The following is a 22972-nucleotide window of genomic DNA, read 5'->3' as shown; positions in this document are numbered from 1 at the left end:
AAAAATAAGAATTATGATACAACCAGCCAATAGAGTAACGGAAATACAGGAATACTACTTCAGTCGCAAGCTGAAGGAAGTGGCTAAGTTAAATGCCGAGGGCATGGACATTATCAGCCTTGCCATTGGAAGTCCAGACATGCCGCCTTCTAAGCAGACTATCGATAAGCTCTGCGAGGTAGCCAATAATCCTAACGCACATGGTTATCAGCCTACAGTGGGCATACCGGAATTGCGTAAGGCTATGGCTGGATTTTATAAGCGTTGGTATGATGTAGACCTTGACTGGGCTACGGAAATCCAGCCGCTTATCGGTAGCAAAGAGGGTATTCTGCACGTAACGCTTGCATTCTGCAATCCTGGTGATGAGGTACTCATTCCTAATCCAGGTTATCCAACCTATACAGCCATCAACAAGATTCTTGGAACCAAGATTACCTATTACGACCTGAGAGAGGACAACGGATGGCAGCCTGATTTCGATGCCCTGGAGAAGATGGACCTGAGCCACGTAAAGCTGATGTGGACCAACTATCCTAACATGCCGACAGGCGGTGTGGCGAAGCGCGAAACCTACGAAAAGCTGGTGGCATTCGCCCAGAAGCACAACATAGTGGTGGTGAACGACAACCCATATTCGCTCATCCTCAACGAGCACCCAATGAGCATCATGCAGGTGCCGGGAGCCAAGGACTGCTGCATCGAGTTCAATTCCCTGAGCAAGAGCCACAACATGCCAGGCTGGCGTGTGGCGATGATTTCGAGCAATAAGACATTTATTTCTTGGATTCTGAAAGTGAAGAGCAATATCGATAACGGATCCTTCCGTGGTATCCAACTTGCTGCAGCTGAAGCTATGCTCAATAATACTGATGAGTGGCATCGTGCGAATAATATTGCTAATTATCGCCGTCGCCGTGATATTGCAGAAGAAATCATGAAGGTGCTCGATTGCAAGTTTGATCCTAATCAGGTGGGAATGTTCCTCTGGGGTAAGATACCCGAGAAGTATACAGAGGTCGAAGATCTCACTGAGAAGATTCTCCATGAGGCTCGTGTGTTTATCACACCAGGATTTATCTTCGGAAGTAATGGCAAGCGATATATCCGTATCAGCCTCTGTGCCAAGGATGAAAAAATGAAGGAGGCATTGGAAAGAATTAAAAAAGTATTTGAATCATAAGAACATAAAAATATACGACTATGGAATTAGAATTAGAACCATTGAATTTTCCTAGTGACCAGGAACGCCCTTGTATCATTGCAGGTCCATGCTCTGCAGAGACAGAAGAGCAAGTGATGACTACCGCAAAACAGTTGGCAGCTAAGGGTTGCCACATGTTCCGCGCAGGTGTTTGGAAGCCACGTACCAAACCAGGAGGTTTCGAGGGAAATGGCGAGGTTGCTTTACCTTGGATGAAGCAGGTAAAGGAGGAGACTGGTATGTTCACAGCTACTGAGGTGGCTACTCCTGAGCATGTAGAGCTCGCCTTGAAATATGGAATCGACATTCTCTGGGTAGGTGCACGTACATCTGCCAACCCATTTGCCATGCAGGCTCTTGCTGATAGCTTGAAGGGCGTGGATGTACCGGTATTGGTAAAGAATCCTGTTAATCCAGACCTCGAACTTTGGATTGGTGCTCTCCAGCGTATTAATCAGGCTGGCATCAAGAAGCTTGGTGCTATCCACCGTGGTTTCTCAAGTTTCGATAAGAAAATTTATCGTAATCTTCCAATGTGGCAGATTCCAATAGAATTGCACCGTCGCCTGCCTCAGTTGCCTATCATTTGTGATCCTAGCCATATCGGTGGTCGTCGCGATTTGATAGCTCCTCTTTGCCAGCAGGCAATGGACTTAGGTTTTGATGGTCTTATCGTTGAAAGCCATTGCAATCCTGACGATGCATGGAGTGATGCTAAGCAGCAGGTTACTCCAGAAATCCTGGATTACATTTTGAGTCTGCTCGTTGTTCGTGATGAGCATTACTCTACTGAGGGCTTACATCAGTTGCGTGGCCAGATTGATGAGTGTGACAACCAGTTGATGGATCTCTTGGCTAAGCGTATGCGTATATGCCGTGAGATTGGTACTTACAAGAAGGAGCATAATATGACTATCGTTCAGACTAATCGTTATAATGAGATTCTGGATAAGAGAGGTGCTCAGGCTTCTCTCTGTGGTATGAGTCCTGAGTTTGCTGCTCAGATTTTTGAGCACATTCACGAAGAGAGTGTTCGTCAGCAGTTGGAAATTTTGAATCAGAAGTAAATTAAGTGAAGAGTGAAGAACGAAGAGTGGAGAATCCAAATGCTTTGAGGGCTTGGGTTCTTTGCTGTAGTTTTTTCGTTTAAACAAATGATGCTGTAGAATTCTTTGTTCATCACTCTTCACTCTTCACTTGAAAAATATGAGAATATTAATCATGGGAGCAGGAAAGATGGGAAGTTTCTTCATCGACCTGCTCAGCTTTGATCACGAGGTGGCAGTTTTCGAGAAGGATGCCAAGCGTCTGCGTTTCACATATAACTGCTACCGCTTTACTAAAATGGAGGAGATAGAGATGTTCCGTCCTGAGCTTGTCATCAATGCTGTGACGGTAAGATACACTCTTTCTGCCTTTGAAGAGGTGTTGCCACATCTCTCTCACGACTGTATAATTTCGGATATTGCATCTGTAAAGACTGGTTTGCAGGAATTCTATGAAAAGAGTGGTTTCCGATTTGTGAGTACGCACCCGATGTTTGGTCCTACTTTCGCCAATTTGAATCAGCTTTCTGAAGAGAATGCCGTTATTATCAAAGAGGGTGACTATATGGGTAAAATCTTCTTTAAGGATCTGTATCAGAAGTTGGGATTGAGTCTTCATGAATATACTTTTGATGAGCATGACCAGACGGTGGCTTATTCGTTGAGTATTCCTTTTGTAAGTACTTTCGTATTTGCTGCGGTTATGAAACATCAGGATGCACCTGGTACAACCTTCAAGCGTCACATGCAGATTGCCAAGGGGGTATTGAACGAGGATGATTATCTGTTGCAGGAAATTCTCTTTAACCCATATACTAGTGGTCAGGTAGCACAGATTCGCGAGGAGCTCGCTGAATTGATTGATATCATCGATCATAAGGATGCCAAACGCATGAAGGTATTCCTCACAAAGATTAGAAATCATGTGAAGGAAGATATTGAAATCAAGAAATCATAATAGTTAATTATAATTATAGGGAGTCTTGTATGGGAATATTGGACTCTCTTTTTTTTTAAAAAAAAAGATTGTAAAACATTAAAGAAGAGTAGTAATGGACGAACAGACAAGTCAGAAAGGAATAGATATGAATGAGCAGCAAACTCAGGTTGATACCTCTGCCGCTTTTCAGGTTGTAAACGAGGGCTTCTCTACCCGTGAGGCGATAGAGGAAGCCAAACGTTGCCTTCACTGCAAGATTCCGCAGTGTAAGAAGGGATGTCCTATTGAAAACGACATTCCTGACTTTGTGCATGAACTCTCTATGGGTAACATGGGTGCTGCAATGAGTATCCTCAATGCAAAAACAAATCTGCCTGCTATCTGCGGACGTGTATGCCCTCATGAGAAGCAGTGCCAAGGTCATTGTGTGCTGGGAAAGAAGGGTAAGCCTGTACAGATAGGAAAACTGGAACAGTTTGTTGCTGATTTTGATACGAAGATGAAACTTTCCCGTGAACGCTTGCCACAGAAGCCCCGTGGTCGTATAGCTGTCATTGGTTCTGGTCCTGCAGGTTTGACTGTTGCGGGCGATTTGGCTCGTCAGGGTTTTAATGTTACTATTTTTGAGGGACAGGCAGAGCCGGGAGGAGTCTTGATGTATGGTATTCCTGAGTATCGTTTGCCTAAGAGCGTTGTACGTGATGAGATCAGTAAGATTGAGGCATTGGGTGTTCAGTTTATTACCAACTGTATGGTAGGTGAGAACAATGTTACGATAGACAGTCTTTTCCGTGCAGGCTATGATGCCATCTTTATGGGAACAGGTACCAGTGTACCTCAAAATATGGATTCCACTCCAGGTTCAAACCTTCACGGTGTCAGCCAGAGTACATATTTCCTGCACAATGTAAATGCCTATAACGAAGGAGCTTTGACTCGTGATATGGTGCCTTTGCGTGATGGAGAAAGGGTTGGTGTGATTGGTGGTGGTAATGTGGCTATGGATGCTGCTCGTACTGCCATTCGTCTCGGTGCTGATGTAACCGTGCTTTATCGTAAGACGCAGGAAGAGATGCCTGCCATCAAAAGTGAGTATGAGGAAGCGCTCAAGGAAGGGGTGAAATTTGAGTGGAAGACCACCGTTGAAGCTTTCCTCAAAGGTAAAAATGGCCGTCTTGGAAGTTGTGTATTGAATACTCCTGAGGGCGAAAGAGTTGAAAAGTTCGATCGTATTTATCTGGCCATTGGTTCGAGACCTGCCAACCGTATTGTGTCTACTACCGAGGGTATAGAGGTAGATGAGAAGGGATACGTAAAGGTGGTGGAGCGTCCTTTCGGTATGACAACCCGTCGCGGTGTTTTTGCCGGAGGTGATGTGGTCCACCGTCCTCAGACTGTTGTCTTGGCAATGAAAGCAGCCAAGGAAGTGGCACAGGGTATCGCTCAGTATGTGGATGCCATCAAGTTGCTTGAAGAGGCTAAGCGTATTGAGAAGCAGGGTATTGCAGAATAAATCCCTTATTTGCAGACTGGCGACTCTGGTATATTTTATAGGGGCACCTTTGTTTCTTTGATAGAGACTGAGATGTCCCTATATTTTTTATAGTTCTCATCAATTTGCTAGCATTACTTCCCTCCCCGTTGGGATAGGAATATCATTCTCTTTGAATGACGCTGCAAAGATACGAAATCTGAAAACGCTACTTCATACTTCCTCATACTTTCTCACACTTAGATTATGGTTCACCGAGAAAAAAGAGCAGGACGCTTCCTGTTTGGTATTACTTCTTATCTCCATGCTGCTTTTGAAGTATAAGTATCATACTTATGAGGTGAAAGTGACATACTTATGGGATGAAAGTATCATACTTAGTCCTCGACAGTAACCGCAGGGCGTTTTTTGCAAATCTGAACTCTGAATGCTGAATACTGAAAAAAAACTGCGTTAAATATGTGTTAAATATATAGTGTAACTATTTATATATCATTTCTTTATATTCTTTCTTGCTCGCGCTGTATATCAAAGATGTAAAACCGATAAGTTCAGCTTCAGATGTTCAGAAATCTGTTACGAAAATAAAAAAAAGAGGATTTACTCTTTAAATGAACTTAAACTTCTTAAGGAAATCTAAGGAGTATCAGATTTTATCATTACTTTTGTATTTAAAAGAACAAAATAAAGCAAAGATATTTGCTACGAACAATGAAAAGATAAAAACTGAGGAAATAAACATGAAACGAATGATATTGATTTTTGTAGTATTGCTTGCTATGATAGGGCAGGTTGCCTATGCGCAGAAGACATGTGTCATCGCATCGGCAGAAGATCATGTGCCTATCCGTGAAGCACTTATCCATACCAACAACAATCATTGGGCGAGAACCGATTATCGGGGCTATTGGACGATGCGCTACCAGTTTGACTCTGCAACAGTATCTAAACCTGGTTATGTGAAGGCAACTATTCGATACAAGGAATTGCCTGATACAGTGTTTCTCTTACCGGAAGCCAAGCAGTTGGGTGAGGTAACCGTTTGGGGCAAGAACCAGGAAAACGTCGGCAAGGTGAAGAGCCAGGCCTGCCAGGAAGCTGTGGAGGCAGGCAGAAATGCCGCACTGGGACATACCCGTCTGGTAGGCTTCGACCTGGGCAACATGATGGACAGTCAGGGGCGTCGCGACCAGAAACATCTGAAGGAGGCCAGGAAGGTGTTCTCGAAGATGGAAAACAAGGATCCGCTCATCAATGCCTACGAAAAAGCTACGGGAAAGAAGTATGAACTGAATAATCCTATCAATCTGAGCGCTAACAAGAAAGAAACTTTGGAAAAGCAGGGTGAGACCAAGCAGGAATCATCAGAGAAAATGCTTCCAAATGTTCAAAATGATGCAAAAGAGCAAGAAAATGAAAAATAATTGAGATTGAGTTGGCTTTCTCGGAAAAAGTTCGTAACTTTGTGCCCGAAATAAAAAAGTACAATTAAGAACATGTTTGAAAATTTAAGTGATAGATTAGAACGTTCCTTCAAAATCTTGAAGGGTGAAGGTAAGATTACCGAAATCAATGTAGCTGAGACTATGAAGGATGTGCGCCGCGCACTCCTCGATGCCGATGTCAACTATAAAGTGGCAAAGGAATTTACCAACAAGGTGAAGGAAAAGGCGCTCGGTATGAATGTGTTGACAGCAGTGAAGCCTGGTCAGTTGATGGTGAAGCTGGTTCATGATGAACTTGCAGAACTCATGGGTGGAGAAGAGGCTCCATTGAAGCTCGAAGGTCATCCTGCCATCATCCTCATGAGCGGTCTTCAGGGTTCTGGTAAAACTACATTCAGCGGCAAGCTTGCCAATATGCTTAAGACAAAGAAAGGTAAGAAGCCATTGCTCGTTGCCTGCGACGTTTACCGTCCTGCTGCTATCCAGCAGCTCCATGTTGTGGGTGAACAGGTTGGTGTTCCTGTATATAGTGAGTCTGATAATAAGGATGTATGTATTATTGCCGACCATGCTATCCAGCAGGCAAAGACCAATGGCAATGACGTGGTTATCGTCGATACTGCCGGTCGTCTTGCCATCGATGAGCAGATGATGAATGAGATCAGTAATCTCAAGAATCATCTTCATCCTGATGAAACTCTCTTTGTCGTTGACTCAATGACTGGTCAGGATGCTGTCAATACAGCCAAGGAGTTTAATGACCGTCTTGATTTCAATGGTGTTGTATTGACCAAGCTTGATGGTGATACCCGTGGTGGTGCTGCCCTCAGTATCCGTACAGTAGTTACCAAGCCTATCAAGTTTATCGGTACCGGTGAGAAGATGGAGGCTATTGATGTGTTCCATCCTGCCCGTATGGCAGACCGTATTCTCGGAATGGGTGACGTTGTATCTCTCGTAGAGCGTGCGCAGGAGCAGTTCGACTTGGAAGAGGCAAAGAAGTTGGAGAAGAAGATTCGCAAGAATCAGTTTGATTTCAACGACTTCTACAATCAGATTCAGCAGATCAAGAAGATGGGTAACATCAAGGACTTGGCAGCCATGATTCCTGGTGTGGGCAAGGCTATCCGCGATGTTGATATTCCTGAAGATGCTTTTAAGGGCATCGAGGCTATCATTCTGAGTATGACTCCTAAGGAGCGTACCAATCCAGCTATCCTCAATACCTCTCGTCGTCAGCGTATTGCAAAGGGTTCGGGTACTAATATCCAGGAAGTGAACAAGCTTATCAAGCAGTTCGATCAGACTCGCAAGATGATGCAGATGATGACAGGCAACAAGATGGCTCAGATGATGAGCCGTATGAAGGGTATGCCAGGTATGCCTAAGATGCCAGGAATGTAAGAGTAAGTACAATCATAATCATAATTTCAAATGCAGCTAATAGACGGAAAGGCGACAGCAGCCGCCATTAAAGAACAGATAGCCCAGGAGGTAGCCCAGATTGTGGCTAACGGAGGAAAGCAGCCACATCTGGCTGCAATTCTTGTGGGCCATGACGGAGGTAGCGAGACCTATGTGAAGAACAAGGTCTTGGCGTGTGAAAAATGTGGATTTAAGTCGACCCTTATCCGCTATGAAAAAGATGTAACTGAGGAGGAGTTGCTGGCTTGTGTAGACAACCTGAATCATGATGACGACGTTGATGGTTTCATCGTGCAGTTGCCTCTGCCTAAGCACATTGATGAGCAGAAGGTTACGATGGCAATAGATTACCGCAAGGATGTGGATGGTTTCCATCCGGTCAATGTGGGAAGAATGGCTATTGGTTTGCCTTGCTTTATCTCTGCTACGCCACTTGGCATTCTCACTTTGCTGCAGCATTATCAGATAGAAACAAGTGGCAAGAAGTGTGTCATCCTAGGCAGAAGCAACATCGTGGGCAAACCAATGGCTCAGTTGATGATGCAGAAGCAATATGGTGATTCTACAGTTACTGTATGTCACTCTCATTCAGCTCATTTGAAAGAGGAGTGCCTTGAGGCTGATATCATTATTGCTGCTATTGGCAGACCGGATTTTGTTACGGCAGATATGGTCAAGCCAGGAGCTGTTGTGATAGATGTGGGTACAACTCGTGTGCCTGATGCTACACGTAAGAGCGGTTTCCGCTTGAATGGTGATGTGAAATTTGATGAGGTGGCAGAGAAATGTTCGTTCATTACTCCTGTACCAGGTGGCGTAGGACCGATGACGATTTGTTCTTTGATGAAGAATACGCTCGCTGCCGGCAAGAAGGAATATTACCAATAATCAATTATTGATAAGATATTGGATTAGTAAATATCTCGATTTTATGAGGCAGGGCGCAGGAATGTATCCTGCCTTTTTTGCATGCAAAAATAATTAATAACAAAAAATGAAGAAAACAAAGTATTTGCTTTTTTCTGCGGTTTTGCTTGCCTCGATGCAATCTGTTGCGCAGAATCCAATCAATGATAATCCTGCTTATTCTATAGTAGGCAAGGACTCAACATGTCAAGTTTTCATATATTCACCTGCTGAGAATCAGGGACTGCATCTTGCTTATTTCACAGATGATGAGCGCTGGGTAGATGTAGGACAGTTATGCGCCAGTGATTTTGGCCCATGGGGGAGCGAGAAGAAAATGTATCGTCCTTTTGTGATGAAGGCAAATGATGGAACCTGGCGTGCACTTTGGAGCGTCAATAGCCGTTCGCCTCAATTTGCTGTAGCATATTCGGAAGATCTGGTTACTTGGCGTCCACAGGATTATCCTATCATGAAAGAGAAGGGTATCACGGATGTAGCTGCTTATCAGATGGATGATGGTACTTTTGATATCTATCTGAAGACTGCTAAGGGGAAACGATATGTTCATGCCGATAGGAATTTCCGTACTTTTGAGGAGGATTCGCTCGAAGCTGCTGCAGATGATATTCTCTGGCAGCGGGATACTGCAACCATCAATGGAAAACGATATGAAGGCAACGACTTTGAGATTCCGGCTGTTCATCTTGATTATATCCGTTCCTGGCATAAGGCTCTCGCTGAAGAGAATCGGGAGAACAGCCGGAAGTTGCCCCACAATGAGGCTGAGCTTCAGGCATATCTGAAGGAAAAGGGTACTGAGTTGGGAAGTGGTAGTGAAGTGACCGCTCAGCTTCATGTCAAGCCTCAGAAGTCGTATCGTATCTCTGATAAACTGATAGGTATCTTCTTTGAAGACATCAGTAGGGCTGCCGATGGTGGTCTATGTGCTGAGCTGCTGCAGAATGGTGATTTCGAATATAATGGTGAGAAAAAAGGGTGGAATGCCACTACTGCCTGGATGGGTGTTGAACTTTCGCCTTCTACCGGTGATAAGAATGCTCCTGCCCGAATTTTTACGGAAAATGGCGTGAGCAAGAATAATTCTCATTTTGTCATGGTGGGTTCTACTCCTATATATAATATAGGTTGGGAAGGTATTCCTATCAAGCGTGGTGCTGCTTACAATGTGGGGCTGTATGCCCGATGTGTCGATGGAAAGAAAAAGCAGCTTACCGTGGCGCTTGTCGATAAGGAAGGACTTCCTATGGCTCAGGCTAAGATGAAGATACAAGGTACTGAATGGGGAGAATATAAAGCCCAACTCATCGTCACAGACAAATATAAAGGTGATTTAGGTGATGGCAAGGATATCCGGTTTGCCATTATCCCGAAGGGTGAGGAAAAGGTGGCCGTTGACCTTGTGAGTCTGATGCCGCAAGATACCTATAAAGGGCATGGATTGAGAAAAGACTTAGCTGAGACCATCGCAGAATTGAATCCACGCTTTGTCCGTTTTCCAGGCGGATGTATGCTTCACGGACAGGGCTTGGAGAATATTTATCATTGGAAGGAAAGCGTAGGTCCGCAGAAAGACCGTAAGCCTGCACGCAATATATGGAATTATCATCAGACTCGTAAGCTGGGATTTTTCGAGTATTTTCAGTGGTGTGAAGATATGGGCGCAGAGCCTCTGCCTGTATTAGCTGCAGGCGTACCTTGTCAGAATTCTCAGCCTAATACTGATGGAATCTGTGGTCAGCAGGGAGGAATCCCAATGTCGGAGATGCCGCAGTATGTTCAGGATGTGCTCGACTTGGTGGAGTGGGCGAATGGCGACCCTGCTACATCAAAGTGGGCTAAGATGAGAGCCGATGCAGGTCATCCTGCTTCTTTCAATCTGAAGATGGTGGGAATCGGTAATGAGGATTTGATTTCAACAGATTTCGAGAAGCGCTATTTGATGATATGTAAAGCTTTGAAGGAGAAGCATCCTGAGATAGAAGTTATAGGTACGGTAGGTCCATTCCATTACCCATCTTCTGATTATATTGAGGGGTGGAAGATTGCTAAGGAGAATAAGCAATGGATTGATGCGGTGGATGAACATTACTACGAGAAGCCGGGATGGTTCATCAATCATCAGGACTACTACGATAACTACGACCGCAAGGCACCGAAGGTTTATTTGGGCGAATATGCTGCCAATGGTAATAATGAGTTAGACCGGGCTTTGGCAGAGGGCATCCATCTCTGCAATGTAGAGCGCAATGCCGATGTGGTAGAGATGACCTCTTATGCACCATTGCTTTGCAAGAACGGTTACAGCAATTGGAATCCGGACATGATTTACTTCGACAACTCTGAGAAGATTCGTTTTACCGAAAGCTATAAGATGCAGAAAATGTTTGGCCAGCATGCAGGTGATACCTATGTTGTTTCTGAACTGAATTTGTCTGCAGCCTTGAATCGTTATGTAGGTACCAGCGTGGTAAAGGATTCTAAAACCGGTAAGACCTGGCTCAAGGTGGTGAATGCATTGCCACGTACACTCAAGCTTCAGATCAGTGGTCTTGGTGACAAGGTAGTAGAAGTTAAGGGACGTTCTGCCCAGGTTTTTGAATTATAGTTTTTTATCAGATAACAAAAAGTATCCGCGGAATGCATGAATATTGCAGGATTTCATGTATTCCGTGGATTTTTGATTGCACAATTCTATATAAATGTGCTATTCTATAATAAATCGTAAGCAATTTATTGTATTTTCTAACAAAAAATAGCGTTATTTTGAAAGTTTATGCGAAATTAGTTGGTTATTACATAAATTCTCTGTATCTTTGCACTCAATTATAGAATCTGGAGCATTTTGAAGGCTCTTTTTTATGATATTGAATAGAAATTTAGATAAGAAAGATATGAAACATCCATTAAGAAGTAGCGTCTGTACTGAAGGCAGAAGAATGGCGGGTGCCCGAGCTCTTTGGGTAGCTGCAGGTATGAAACACGAGCAGTTTGGTAAACCAATTATTGCTATCGTGAACAGCTTTACACAGTTTGTTCCTGGTCATACTCATCTTCATGAAATTGGTCAGATTGTCAAGAAGGAAATTGAGGCAATGGGTTGCTATGCAGCCGAATTCAATACCATCGCTGTAGACGACGGTATCGCTATGGGTCACGACGGAATGCTCTATTCCCTCCCAAGTCGCGATATCATTGCTGATTCTGTGGAATATATGGTGAATGCTCACAAGGCTGATGCTATGATTTGCATCTCTAACTGTGATAAGGTAACTCCAGGTATGTTGATGGCTTCTATGCGTCTGAACATCCCTACCGTATTCTGTTCTGGAGGTCCGATGGAAGCCGGTCGCTGGAAGGGGGAGAATGCCGACTTGATTACAGCTATGATTAAGGGTGCTGATACCAGCGTGAGTGATGAGGAGATGAAGCAGATTGAGCAGTGCGCTTGCCCTGGTTGCGGTAGTTGTTCTGGTATGTTTACTGCCAATTCCATGAACTCTCTTACTGAGGCTATCGGCTTGAGTCTTCCTGGCAATGGTACTATTCTCGCTACTCACAAGAACCGCATAGAACTCTTCAAGGCTGCGGCCCGTCAGGTTGTGAAGAATGCCTATGCTTATTATGAGGATGGTGATGAGAGTGTATTGCCACGTAATATTGCTACCCGTGATGCATTCCTCAATGCCATGACTCTTGATATTGCTATGGGTGGTAGTACCAATACCGTGCTCCATCTTCTGGCTGTAGCTCAGGAAGCTGGTGCTGACTTCAAGATGGAAGATATCGACCAATTGAGCCGTAAGGTGCCTTGCCTCTGTAAGTTGTCGCCTAATACTCAGAAGTATAGTGTGCAGGAATGCAACCGTGCCGGTGGTATCTTGGGTATCCTGAACGAACTTAACAAGGGCGGTTTGATTAATGGTGCTGTAAAGCGCGTGGATGGTAAGACACTCGATGAACAGATGAAGAAGTATGATATTACTGGTGCTGAGATTGATCCAGAGGCAGACCGCATCTATCATTCTGCTCCTGGCAGAAAATTCTCTACTCAGATGGGAAGTCAGGATGCACAGTGGGAAAGTCTTGATACAGATAGAGAGAATGGTTGTATCCGTGATCTCGAACATGCTTATACCAAGGATGGTGGTCTTGCTGTTCTCTTTGGTAATATCGCACAGAATGGTTGTGTTGTGAAGACTGCTGGTGTAGATCCTGTGCTTTGGCATTTCGAGGGTCCAGCAGTATGCTTCGATTCTCAGGAAGATGCCTGCGAGGGTATCCTTGGTGGTAAGGTGAACTCTGGTGATTGTGTGGTCATCACACACGAAGGTCCTAAGGGTGGACCAGGTATGCAGGAGATGCTTTACCCTACCTCTTATATCAAGAGCCGTCATCTCGGAAAGGAATGTGCCCTTATTACTGATGGTCGTTTCTCTGGTGGTACATCTGGTTTAAGTATTGGTCACATCAGTCCAGAGGCAGCTGCCGGTGGAAACATCGGTAAGATTAAGGATGGTGATATCATCGTCATTGATATTCCTAGCCGTTCTATTAATGTGAAGCTCTCTGAAGAGGAATTGGCAGCTCGCCCTCAGCAGCCTCTGAAGCGTAATCGCGTGGTAAGCAAGGCTTTGCGTGCATACGCACAGAGCGTAAGTTCGGCTGATAAGGGTGGTGTAAGAATCATCGATTAATTTTTTAAGCTGAAAAATAAAAAAGATAGTTTGAATTATTCTGAGAGAATTTTGGGATTTCTTTCACGGAAATTCCTGTTCTCTTATCATTTTTATATATTAGATAAATGGCAAAAGAAGTAATAACAGGAGCTGAAGCCTTGATGCGCTCACTGCATAACGAAGGGGTTAAGACCATCTTCGGTTATCCTGGTGGCAGCATCATGCCAGTGTTTGATGCACTGTATGGTTACACGAGAGGAGAGAAGAAGATGTTTGATCACATCTTGGTACGTCATGAGCAGGCTGCTGCTCACGCTGCACAGGGCTATGCCCGAGTCAGTGGCGAAGTGGGCGTGACTCTCGTGACCAGTGGTCCTGGAGCAACTAATACTCTTACCGGTATTGCTGATGCCATGATGGATTCTACACCAATCGTGGTTATTGCCGGACAGGTAGGTGTAGGGGCTTTGGGTACCGATGCCTTCCAGGAGGTAGACTTAGTGGGTGTTACCCAGCCAATCTCTAAATGGGCTTATCAGATTCGTCGTCCAGAGGATGTTGCCTGGGCTATAAGTCGTGCGTTTTATATCGCTCGCAGTGGTCGTCCTGGTCCTGTAGTGCTCGATTTTACTAAGAATGCTCAGGTTGCAACCTGTGAGTGGGAGCCAGTAAAATGTGAAAAGGTTACATCTTATAATCCATATCCAAAGATTGATGAGAAGTCTGTAGCTGAGGCTGCAGAACTTATCAATCAGGCAAAGAAGCCTTTTGCTCTTGTAGGACATGGTGTTGAATTGGGTGGTGCACATAATGAATTGGTTGAGTTTTTGGAGAAAGCTGATATTCCGGCAGGCCGCACCTTGCTCGGTCTCTCTGCTCTTCCTAGCAATCACCCCCTCAATATGGGTATGCTTGGTATGCATGGTTCTTATGCTACCAACATGAAGACCCAGGAATGCGATGTGCTCATTGCTATCGGTATGCGTTTTAGTGATCGTATTACCGGTGTTCCTTCCAAGTATGCCAAGCAGGCTAAAATCATCCATCTGGATATTGATAAGGCTGAAATCGACAAGGTAATCAAAACCGATGTTGCTGTTGTTGGTGACTGTAAGCAGACCTTGCCAGCTATCACTCGTCTTTTGAATAAGAATGTTCATCGTGAATGGAGAGATTCTTTTGAGGAATATCGTCAGCAGGAACAGGAAAAGGTGATAGAGAAGGATATTCATCCTACAGAGGGACCTCTCTTGATGGGTGAGGTTACCAATGTGGTGACAGAAGCTACTCATAATGAGGCTGTTCTCGTAAATGATGTAGGTCAGAACCAGATGATTTCCAGCCGTTACTTCAAGTTTACAAAGAAGTTGAGTATTGTAACCAGTGGCGGTTTCGGAACCATGGGCTTCGGCCTTCCTGCTGCTATCGGTGCTACTTTCGGTGCTCCAGATAGAACAATCTGCTGTTTCTTTGGTGATGGTGGATTCCAGATGAATATTCAGGAGTTGGGTACTATCATGGAACAGCAGGCTCCTGTAAAGATGATTCTCTTGAACAACAATTACTTGGGTAATGTCCGACAGTGGCAAGACTTGATGTTTGAGGGGCGCCATTCTTTCACCCGTATGCTGAATCCTCATTATGAGGAGATAGCCAAGGCTTATGGTATCCCTTATGATGTAGTTATCGACCGTAAGGATCTCAAGGCAAAGGTAGAGAAGATGATAGCCACCAAGGGACCATACCTTTTGGAGTGTGCCATCAAGGAGAATGAGGACATCGTACCGATGACCCTACCTGGTAAGAGTGTAGAAGAAATGCAGCTTGAACTTAACTATTAAGATGTAGCTTAGCTTCACTATTAAAAGAAAAGGACAATGGAGAATAATAACGAAAAGAAATTATATACACTGCTCGTTTACTCAGAAAATATTGCGGGTATTCTGAATCAGATTACCGCAGTATTTACTCGTAGACAGGTTAATATTGAGAGCTTGAATGTTTCAGCCAGTAGCATTAAGAACATTCATAAGTATACTATTACCGTATGGAGTGATCCTGAGCAGATAGAGAAGATCAACAAGGCCATTGAGAAGAAAATCGATGTTGTGAAGAGTAATTACTATATCGATGATCAGATTTTCATTCATGAGGTGGCTCTCTTCAAGATCTCTACTCCTATTTTGTTAGAGAACCCAGAGGTTTCGCGTACCATTCGTAAGCATGATGCGCGTATGATGGAGGTTAATCCTACTTACAGTACTGTGCTCTTGGCGGGATTGACAGAGGATATTACCGATCTTTTCCATCAGCTTAATAGTTATGATTGCCTGTTGCAGTATACTCGTAGCGGACGAATTGCTGTAACAAGAAGTTTTGATGAGCCAATTTCTGACTATTTGAAGCAGAATGCAGAAGATTAAATGATAAGAATTGGGTCCTTTGTTTTCCTGCAAGTAAAATGTAGGGAAACAAGGGACTTTTCTTATTATAAGTATAGTTTTTAGCAAGCTGTTTTCTTCTTAATATATAATATAAGGTGTACTTTATATATAATAAGGTGTAAAATAGCTTGAAATTTTTAGTACGGGAAAATTAATTTAAAGATCTAGTAAAATGAAACCAGAATTATTAAGTAAAGTAGGACGATACGAGTTTTTGGCAGAACCATTCCATTGTGATTTTTCCAGCCATCTTTTTATGGGACATTTGGGCAATCATCTGCTCAATGCAGCCGATTTTCATAGTAATGACCGTGGGTATGGAATGAATTATCTGATGTCTCGTCACAAAACATGGGTGCTTAGCCGTCTGGCTGTAGAAATGACAGAGATGCCAAAGTCTTATGATAAGTTTTTCGTAGAGACTTGGGTTGAGAATGCTATGAAGTATTTCACTGCCCGTGATTTCAAAATCTGTGGAAAGGTAGATGCTTCTTCTGCGGATATAGAAGAAAAAATCTATGGTTATGGTAAGAGTGTCTGGGCAATGATAGATACTGATACCCGACAGCCTGTTGATATTTTCAGCATCAATGATGGACTCATCAAAGAATATATTGATGAAGAAACGCTATGTCCAATAGATGCCAGCTCAAGAGTTAAGATGAGTAAGGATGCGAAATTGGTGCGCACAATCAATACTTATTACAATGATGTAGACGTGAATGGACACATCAATTCGGTGAAATATATAGAACATATCCTCGATCTCTTTGATTTGGATTATTACAGAACTCACTTTTTGCAACGATTCGAGGTTGCTTATGTGGCAGAAAGTCATCAAGGTGACCAACTTAATTTCTATTTGGAAAAAACAAATGAGGAGGAAAAATGCGAAGAATATTGCATAAAAATAACAAAAATAAGTAAAAATAGCTCAGAAGAGGTGGAAATCGTAAGAAGTAAAGTAAAATTTGCAAAAAAATGAAAGAAAAATTTGGTGATTTCATGAGAATTTCTTACCTTTGCAGTCGAAAATAAAAAATAACCCCAGAGCCGCTACCTTGGATAGGTGGTGGACGGATCAAACAGGCTCTCTTTGGATAAGAATACAGCTCGCATCCGTATGGACAAGTATAACCCGCGGCTCCACAAATGGCAAGCCGCACAAAAAGTAAATTACAATTATGGCAGAAATGAATTTCGGTGGCGTAATGGAAACAGTTGTCACCAGTCATGAATTTTCATTGGAGAAAGCACGTGAAGTATTGAAGAACGAAACTATCGCAGTTATCGGTTATGGTATCCAGGGTCCTGGTCAGGCATGTAACCTTCGCGATAATGGTTTCAACGTCATCGTCGGACAGCGTCAGGGTAAGACCTACGAGAAGTGTTTGAAGGACGGTTGGGTACCTGGCAAGACTTTGTTCTCTATCGAGGAGGCAGCAGAGAAGGGTACTATTATCTGTATGTTGCTTTCTGATGCCGGTCAGATTGCTTGCTGGCCAAAGATTAAGCCATACCTCACACCAGGTAAGACTTTGTATTATTCACATGGTTTCGCTATCAACTGGAGCGATCGCACAGGCGTTGTTCCACCTAAGGATATTGATGTAATCATGGTTGCTCCTAAGGGTTCTGGTACTTCTCTCCGCACTATGTTCTGCGAAGGTCGTGGTTTGAACTGCTCTTACGCTGTATACCAGGATGCATCTGGCAAGGCAGAGGATAAGACTATTGCATTCGGTATCGGTATCGGTGCTGGTTATTTGTTTAAGACTACATTCCAGCGTGAGGCTACTTCTGACCTTACTGGTGAGCGTGGCTCTTTGATGGGTGCTATCGAGGGTCTCTTGGAGGCTCAGTATGATGTTCTCCGTGAGAATGGTCACTCTCCATCTGAGGCATTCAACGAGACAGTTGAGGAGTTGACTCAGAGCCTTGGCCCTCTCTTCGGTGCTAAGGGTATGGATTGGATGTATGCTAACTGTTCTACAACAGCTCAGCGTGGTGCTCTTGATTGGGCTCCTCGTTTCCGTGAGGCCATCAAGCCTGTTATGGAGTGGTTGTATTACTCTGTTAAGACTGGTAATGAGGCTCAGATTTCTATTGACAAGAACTCTCAGGCTGATTACCGTGAGAAGTTGAACGCAGAACTTGAGGCTATGCGCAACAAGGAAATGTGGCAGGCTGGTGTTACTGTACGTAAACTTCGCCCTGAGAACAACTAATTTTTTTCTCGTACATAATGTTTAAAAGGGAACGGTCCGTGATGGGTCGTTCCCTTTTTTATTGTTTTTAAATGTTTTCTCAATCTTTCAAATTTGCTCTTGTTGTTTTTTCTGATTTAGAATCTCAATTAATTCTTTCCTAACCAAAAGTCGAATTTGTCTGTTATGACGATATTTTCTGCTATTAATGATCTCACAGCCTTGTTGATCATCTGAGTTGGAGCTTTGATTAGTCTTAACTCTTGTATATCATGTATTTGTTTATCTGAAAGCATATTCAGTATCTGTTCTGATATGTTGTTTAATTCGTCATCTATATTGCGGGATTTACTGTTTTCCTGGCAAACATCACAATGTCCACAGTCTTTTCGGGTTTCTTCACCGAAGTAGCGTAGAAGTTGTCTGGAGCGGCAAACAATATCATTATTGGCATAAGTGATAACGCTTTTAATGCGTTTGGTATATTGTTCTTTTCTATCTTCCCATACAGATTTCGGTATGATGATGCGGTTGCCATCTTCTCTTTGTCTAGTATAGGTGATATACGGTGTCTTGCGTTGTGGTATGAAATCTACGATATGGCGTGAAGAAAGATTCTTTAGAGTCATGTAAACCTGCTGTACGCTGATATTGCACATTTGTGCTATCAGGTTTTCGCTGATATATACGTAGTCGGTAAATAGTCCGCCATAGGTGCGTAGCAATGCCGTGATAATCATTTCTTGGTTGCTTGGCAAGTTCTCTAAGAGATATAATTCATTGCGGTTCAAGGTAAACTTGAGCCGGGCTTTCCCATCAGGGTTATCTTCGTAATGAATGTAACCCGAATTCTCCAGAATGCGTAGGGCAGAGTCTACCTGGGTTGGGAAGAATTTATATGTGAAGCAAAACGTTTCTATATCAAAGATAAATGTCTTACCGCATCCGCTTCCTACACCGATTTGGAAGAAATAGGCAAGATGTTCGTATACATCTTTGATGAAGTCCTTTTCTGGGAAGGTATCGTTGATTCGTTTTTTAAGTTTAACTTCATCGTGTCCATTGTATAGTAAGACAGCGTAGGCACGTTGACCGTCTCGGCCGGCTCTTCCTGCTTCCTGAAAATAGGCTTCTAGCGAATCTGGACAGTCTATATGTATTACTAAGCGTACGTCAGGTTTGTCTATACCCATACCAAAGGCATTGGTTGCCACCATGATGCGTGCTTCATCAGATTGCCATGCTTTTTGGCGTTCGTCCTTTTCACTGCTGTCAAGTCCGGCATGATAGAAAAGAGCAGTTTCACCTTTATTATTGAGTATTTCTGCTATTTCCTTGGTACGTTTTCTACTTCTAGCATAGACGATGGCAGATCCGTCTACACAATGTAAGATGTGGAGCATTTCGCCAATTTTATCCCCACAAGGCTGTACAATATATGATAAGTTTTTGCGTTCAAAGCTCATCTTGAAAAGATTGGGCTTCTTAAACTTCAGTTTATCCATGATGTCGTTTATGACATCAGGAGTAGCTGTTGCGGTAAGAGCCAGTATGGGGGCCTCGGGTTTCATCTTTCTGATATCTGCGATGCTGAGATAAGATGGACGGAAATCATAGCCCCATTGGCTTATGCAATGGGCTTCGTCGATGGTGATAAAGCTAACGTGGATGTGGCGTAGCTTTACTTGGAATATTTCTGAAGCTAGTCGTTCTGGTGAAACATAGAGAAATTTTGTCTCGCCAAAGATGCAGTTTTCCAGTATTTGTATAATTTCACTTCGGGAAAGTCCGGTATATATAGCTTCAGCCAGGATGCCACGTTCACGAAGGTGCTGTACTTGGTCCTTCATCAAGGCAATGAGTGGAGTTACTACGATACACACACCCTTCATGGCAAGGGCAGGAACCTGGAAGGTGATAGACTTTCCGCCTCCTGTAGGCATAAGACCGAGGGTATCCTCTCCGTTGGCGATACTTTCAATAATTTCTTTCTGTATGCCACGAAAATCAGGGTACCCCCAGTATTTATGTAATATCTCTAGATATTGATCTGTCACTTTCATTAAGTTGATTTTATTATTATTATCCTTCGTTTGGTCGGATATCTTCTATTTGTAATTGAACTTGCGTCTTCTTGAAAATATTATCCTCTATGGTGTAGGCGATGTCAAAGCTACGCTTACTCTTGATATATCGTGAAGCAGCGCTCTGACCAAAGGCTATTCCGTTCATTACATTGCTTGATTTTGAGTCTACCAGCTCAAGTTTGATATGTTCCTGCTCTCTGCCCACTACCTTGCTCGTTCCGTAGTCATATACCTGACGAGTGCAGAAGATTGGCTTTGGGTTAGACGGACCAAAAGGAGAGAATTTCTTGAGATCAGCGTGCAGATGCTTGGTGATGTCGCGGAAGTCTATCTGTGCATCAATGTTGAGTATCGCTTCTGTCTGTTCTGGTGAAATATGCTCTTCTACATACTTTTGGAATCGGTCTCTGAACTCCTTCACATTTTCCCATTTCATCGTTAAGCCTGCGGCATAGGTATGGCCGCCAAAGTTGATGAGAAGGTCTTCGCAGCTTTTGATAGCTGAATAAACATCAAAGCCCGTTACGCTGCGTGCAGACCCTGTAGCCAATTCTCCTTCTCGGGTAAGAACTACGGTAGGGCGGAAATAAATTTCCGTGAGTCGTGATGCTACGATACCGATTACGCCTTTCTTCCAGTCTTCGTCATAGAGTACGATACTGGAGTTGTGTTTCATCGATTCCAGTCTGTATACGATTCCGTTGGCTTCCTCGGTCATCTGCTTGTCTATATCCTTGCGTTGTTCGTTGTATTCATTGATGTGGCGAGCCATGCGCAAAGCTACTCCAAGATCTCTTTCTACCAACAGGTCAACACTAAGCTTGCCGTTTTCCATTCTTCCTGAGGCATTGATGCGTGGACCTATCTTGAATACGATATCGCTCATGGAGATTTCCCGTCCGTTGAGTCCGCAGATATCAATGATTGATTTCAAACCGATGTTGGGGTTGGTATTCAATTGTTTCAGACCATGAAAAGCGAGAATTCGATTTTCATCTATCACAGGTACGATATCTGCTGCAATACTTACTGCGCAGAAGTCGAGTAATGGGATGAGTCTTGAGAAAGGGATGTTGTTGTTTTTAGCGAAAGCTTGCATGAATTTGAAGCCTACGCCACATCCGCAAAGATGCTTGAAAGGGAAGGAATCATCTGGTCGCTTAGGATTCAGTATGGCCACAGCTGGTGGCATCACGTCGTCTGGGACATGATGATCACAAATGATAAAATCTATGCCAAGGCTCTTGGCATATTCTATCTCCTTGATTGCTTTGATGCCGCAATCAAGGATAATAATAAGTTTTACACCTGTTTCGTGGGCAAAGTCTATTCCTTTCAGACTAACACCATATCCTTCATCGTAGCGATCTGGTATGTAGTAGTCGATGTTAGAATAGAATTGCTGCAGAAACTTGTACACCAATGCGACAGCTGTGCATCCGTCTACATCGTAATCTCCGTATATGAGAATACGCTCCTTGCGTCCCATTGCATCGTTAAGGCGGTCTACGGCTATATCCATGTCTTTCATCAAGAATGGGTTGATGAGGTCGGAAAGCTGTGGCCGGAAAAAGCGTTTGGCTGCCGACTCTGTCGTAATGCCCCGATGGATGAGAAGCTGTGCCAGAATAGGACTCATGCTCAGCTTATCTGCCAGTTCTTTAGCTGATTTCTGCTGTTCTGGTGTAGGTTCTTCGTAATTCCATTTAAAATGCATTTTAATTATTTTTTATTTCTGCCCCAAAGTTACAAAAATAAAATGACAAACGAGAAAAATTGCCATGGAATTTAACATAATTACAAAGAAATAATCCAAAAAAGGCAGCAAATCCAAGTTTGCTGCCTTTAAATATAATTGTTTTTATTAGATGCCGAGCTTCTTGCGGATATCCTTAGGGATGGCATTCTTGTTAACCATGAAGTCCATAGTCTTGTAAGCTACGAAAGCCTTGGTCATGTACCATGTTCCCTTGTAGTCACCATACTCACCCCAAGAGTTCTTTACCATGTAGTACTCCTTGCCGTTCTGGTCCTTAGCGATACCGTAGATGTGCATACCGTGGTCATCGGTAGTCTCCCAGTTATCGAAAGCTTCCTGGCGCATAGCCTGTGTAGGAACTACCTCAGGAGCGTTTACGCCGAGAGAATCAAACTTCTCCTTCTTTTCGTTCTTTGAGAGCTTGAACCAGTGGTCAGCGTCTGTACCTGCCATCGAACGTACCTTCTTCACGTCGTAAGCGATACCGAGACCCTTGCGTGTGAAACCGTCTTCTGTTACGTCACCGCCCCAAGCTACAGTATAACCGTTGTTTACTGCGTTGTCGATGATCTTGCAGAGATCATCCATAGGAACGTTGTAGCTCAAAGGCCAACGCCAGTTGTCCTGTACCTCTACAGCAAACTTGCTCCACATTGGATGATGGGTGTAGCTAGTGATAGTTACGTAATCATCGAGATTCAAACCGAGACTCTTGCAGAATGTCTCTGGAGTATATTGCTTGCCCTGATAAGTGAATTTCTCAGGAATTTTACCGATGTAAGAGTCGATGATGCCCTGAAGACCGTTCTTCCAAGCTGGAGAAAGCTTCTTGGCTGTACTCTTTGCTACTGCCTCTACGTATGGAGTCATTACGTCAAAGAACTCACCGAAGTTAGCCAATGAGTCGCCTGTCAGTGTACCTGGAGCTGGCATTGCATCCTCTGGTACGATGCCATAGTGCTGCAAAGCATAAAGTACATCGTATGCGCTACCACCCTGAGAGAAGCTTACGTCGCCGTGCATTCTCACAGCCATTGTGGCGCGATCCATGTAAGTCTTGTTGGCAACGAACATTTCGCTGAGATTGAATGTCTTGCCTGTGTTCTTCAAAATCTCGCTTTCGAAGAAACTGAGAGTAGAGTAAGCCCAGCATGTACCGCTACGGTTCTGGTCCTTGATACTTGTGATTGGATTCTCCTTAACTACAGTAAATACTGGCTTGTTTTTTGCAATTGCAGCAGAATCAGCAGCTGTCTTTGCATTTGCACCTGTAGCAGCCAAAGCAAGCATGGCTGCAAAGATCATTGATTTCTTCAT

16 protein-coding genes are annotated in these 22972 nt (G+C 43.6%); 13 read left to right on the top strand and 3 right to left on the bottom strand.

Annotation, left to right across the window (positions count from 1 at the left end; translation table 11 throughout):
* Window positions 1–13 precede the first annotated feature (13 nt).
* The 13 genes from ACTQ16_RS02245 (at window position 14) to ilvC (ending at window position 17830) form a co-directional block, all read left to right on the top strand.
* Entirely contained in the window at window positions 14–1183 is a 1170-nt protein-coding gene (locus tag ACTQ16_RS02245) for a pyridoxal phosphate-dependent aminotransferase (protein ID WP_441935901.1), read from the top strand.
* 20 nt (window positions 1184–1203) lie between these two features.
* On the top strand, window positions 1204–2271 hold the full coding sequence (locus ACTQ16_RS02240; RefSeq protein ID WP_294970136.1) for a bifunctional 3-deoxy-7-phosphoheptulonate synthase/chorismate mutase type II: 1068 nt from the start codon (window positions 1204–1206) through the stop codon (window positions 2269–2271).
* Between the two features lie 139 nt (window positions 2272–2410).
* Complete coding sequence (locus ACTQ16_RS02235; RefSeq protein WP_294970139.1) at window positions 2411–3208, top strand: prephenate dehydrogenase/arogenate dehydrogenase family protein; 798 nt, start codon at window positions 2411–2413, stop codon at window positions 3206–3208.
* A 127-nt stretch (window positions 3209–3335) separates the two neighbouring features.
* Window positions 3336–4703: an NAD(P)-dependent oxidoreductase gene (locus ACTQ16_RS02230; protein ID WP_441936064.1), complete on the top strand. Its 1368-nt coding sequence runs from the start codon at window positions 3336–3338 to the stop codon at window positions 4701–4703.
* Between the two features lie 719 nt (window positions 4704–5422).
* The gene (locus ACTQ16_RS02225) at window positions 5423–6106 is read left to right on the top strand and encodes a hypothetical protein (protein WP_441935899.1); all 684 of its coding nucleotides are present in this window, start codon (window positions 5423–5425) and stop codon (window positions 6104–6106) included.
* Window positions 6107–6178: 72 nt separating this feature from the next.
* On the top strand, window positions 6179–7531 hold the full coding sequence (ffh, locus tag ACTQ16_RS02220; protein ID WP_294970144.1) for a signal recognition particle protein: 1353 nt from the start codon (window positions 6179–6181) through the stop codon (window positions 7529–7531).
* Window positions 7532–7561: 30 nt separating this feature from the next.
* Window positions 7562–8440: a bifunctional methylenetetrahydrofolate dehydrogenase/methenyltetrahydrofolate cyclohydrolase FolD gene (folD, locus tag ACTQ16_RS02215; protein ID WP_441935897.1), complete on the top strand. Its 879-nt coding sequence runs from the start codon at window positions 7562–7564 to the stop codon at window positions 8438–8440.
* 106 nt (window positions 8441–8546) lie between these two features.
* Entirely contained in the window at window positions 8547–11087 is a 2541-nt protein-coding gene (locus ACTQ16_RS02210; protein WP_441935896.1) for an alpha-L-arabinofuranosidase C-terminal domain-containing protein, read from the top strand.
* A gap of 286 nt (window positions 11088–11373) precedes the next feature.
* Complete coding sequence (gene ilvD, locus ACTQ16_RS02205; protein ID WP_293631708.1) at window positions 11374–13176, top strand: dihydroxy-acid dehydratase; 1803 nt, start codon at window positions 11374–11376, stop codon at window positions 13174–13176.
* Window positions 13177–13283: 107 nt separating this feature from the next.
* Window positions 13284–14999 carry a biosynthetic-type acetolactate synthase large subunit gene (gene ilvB / locus ACTQ16_RS02200; protein ID WP_294970155.1) on the top strand — a complete coding sequence of 572 codons (1716 nt, stop codon included), beginning with the start codon at window positions 13284–13286 and terminating at the stop codon, window positions 14997–14999.
* Window positions 15000–15035: 36 nt separating this feature from the next.
* A complete protein-coding gene (gene ilvN / locus ACTQ16_RS02195) occupies window positions 15036–15581 on the top strand; it encodes an acetolactate synthase small subunit (RefSeq protein ID WP_441935894.1) in 546 nt (181 codons plus the stop codon).
* A 193-nt stretch (window positions 15582–15774) separates the two neighbouring features.
* Window positions 15775–16587, top strand: coding sequence for an acyl-ACP thioesterase domain-containing protein (locus ACTQ16_RS02190; protein WP_294970159.1), 813 nt, complete (start codon window positions 15775–15777; stop codon window positions 16585–16587).
* 199 nt (window positions 16588–16786) lie between these two features.
* The gene (ilvC, locus tag ACTQ16_RS02185; RefSeq protein WP_144152272.1) at window positions 16787–17830 is read left to right on the top strand and encodes a ketol-acid reductoisomerase; all 1044 of its coding nucleotides are present in this window, start codon (window positions 16787–16789) and stop codon (window positions 17828–17830) included.
* 128 nt (window positions 17831–17958) lie between these two features.
* Here ilvC and ACTQ16_RS02180 read toward each other — a convergent pair whose 3' ends face one another.
* From ACTQ16_RS02180 to ACTQ16_RS02170, 3 genes are all read right to left on the bottom strand, one after another.
* Complete coding sequence (locus ACTQ16_RS02180; protein ID WP_294968771.1) at window positions 17959–19872, bottom strand: RecQ family ATP-dependent DNA helicase; 1914 nt, start codon at window positions 19870–19872, stop codon at window positions 17959–17961.
* Between the two features lie 19 nt (window positions 19873–19891).
* Complete coding sequence (gene recJ, locus ACTQ16_RS02175; protein ID WP_295346511.1) at window positions 19892–21613, bottom strand: single-stranded-DNA-specific exonuclease RecJ; 1722 nt, start codon at window positions 21611–21613, stop codon at window positions 19892–19894.
* A gap of 147 nt (window positions 21614–21760) precedes the next feature.
* Window positions 21761–22972, bottom strand: a complete 1212-nt coding sequence (locus ACTQ16_RS02170; protein ID WP_295346510.1) for a C1 family peptidase — start codon at window positions 22970–22972, stop codon at window positions 21761–21763.

The organism is Prevotella sp. LCP21S3_D2, assembly GCF_052118345.1.
Taxonomy (GTDB): domain Bacteria; phylum Bacteroidota; class Bacteroidia; order Bacteroidales; family Bacteroidaceae; genus Prevotella.
Note: the sequence above shows the minus strand (reverse complement) of the source record. Positions and strands in the feature narration are given on the sequence as shown.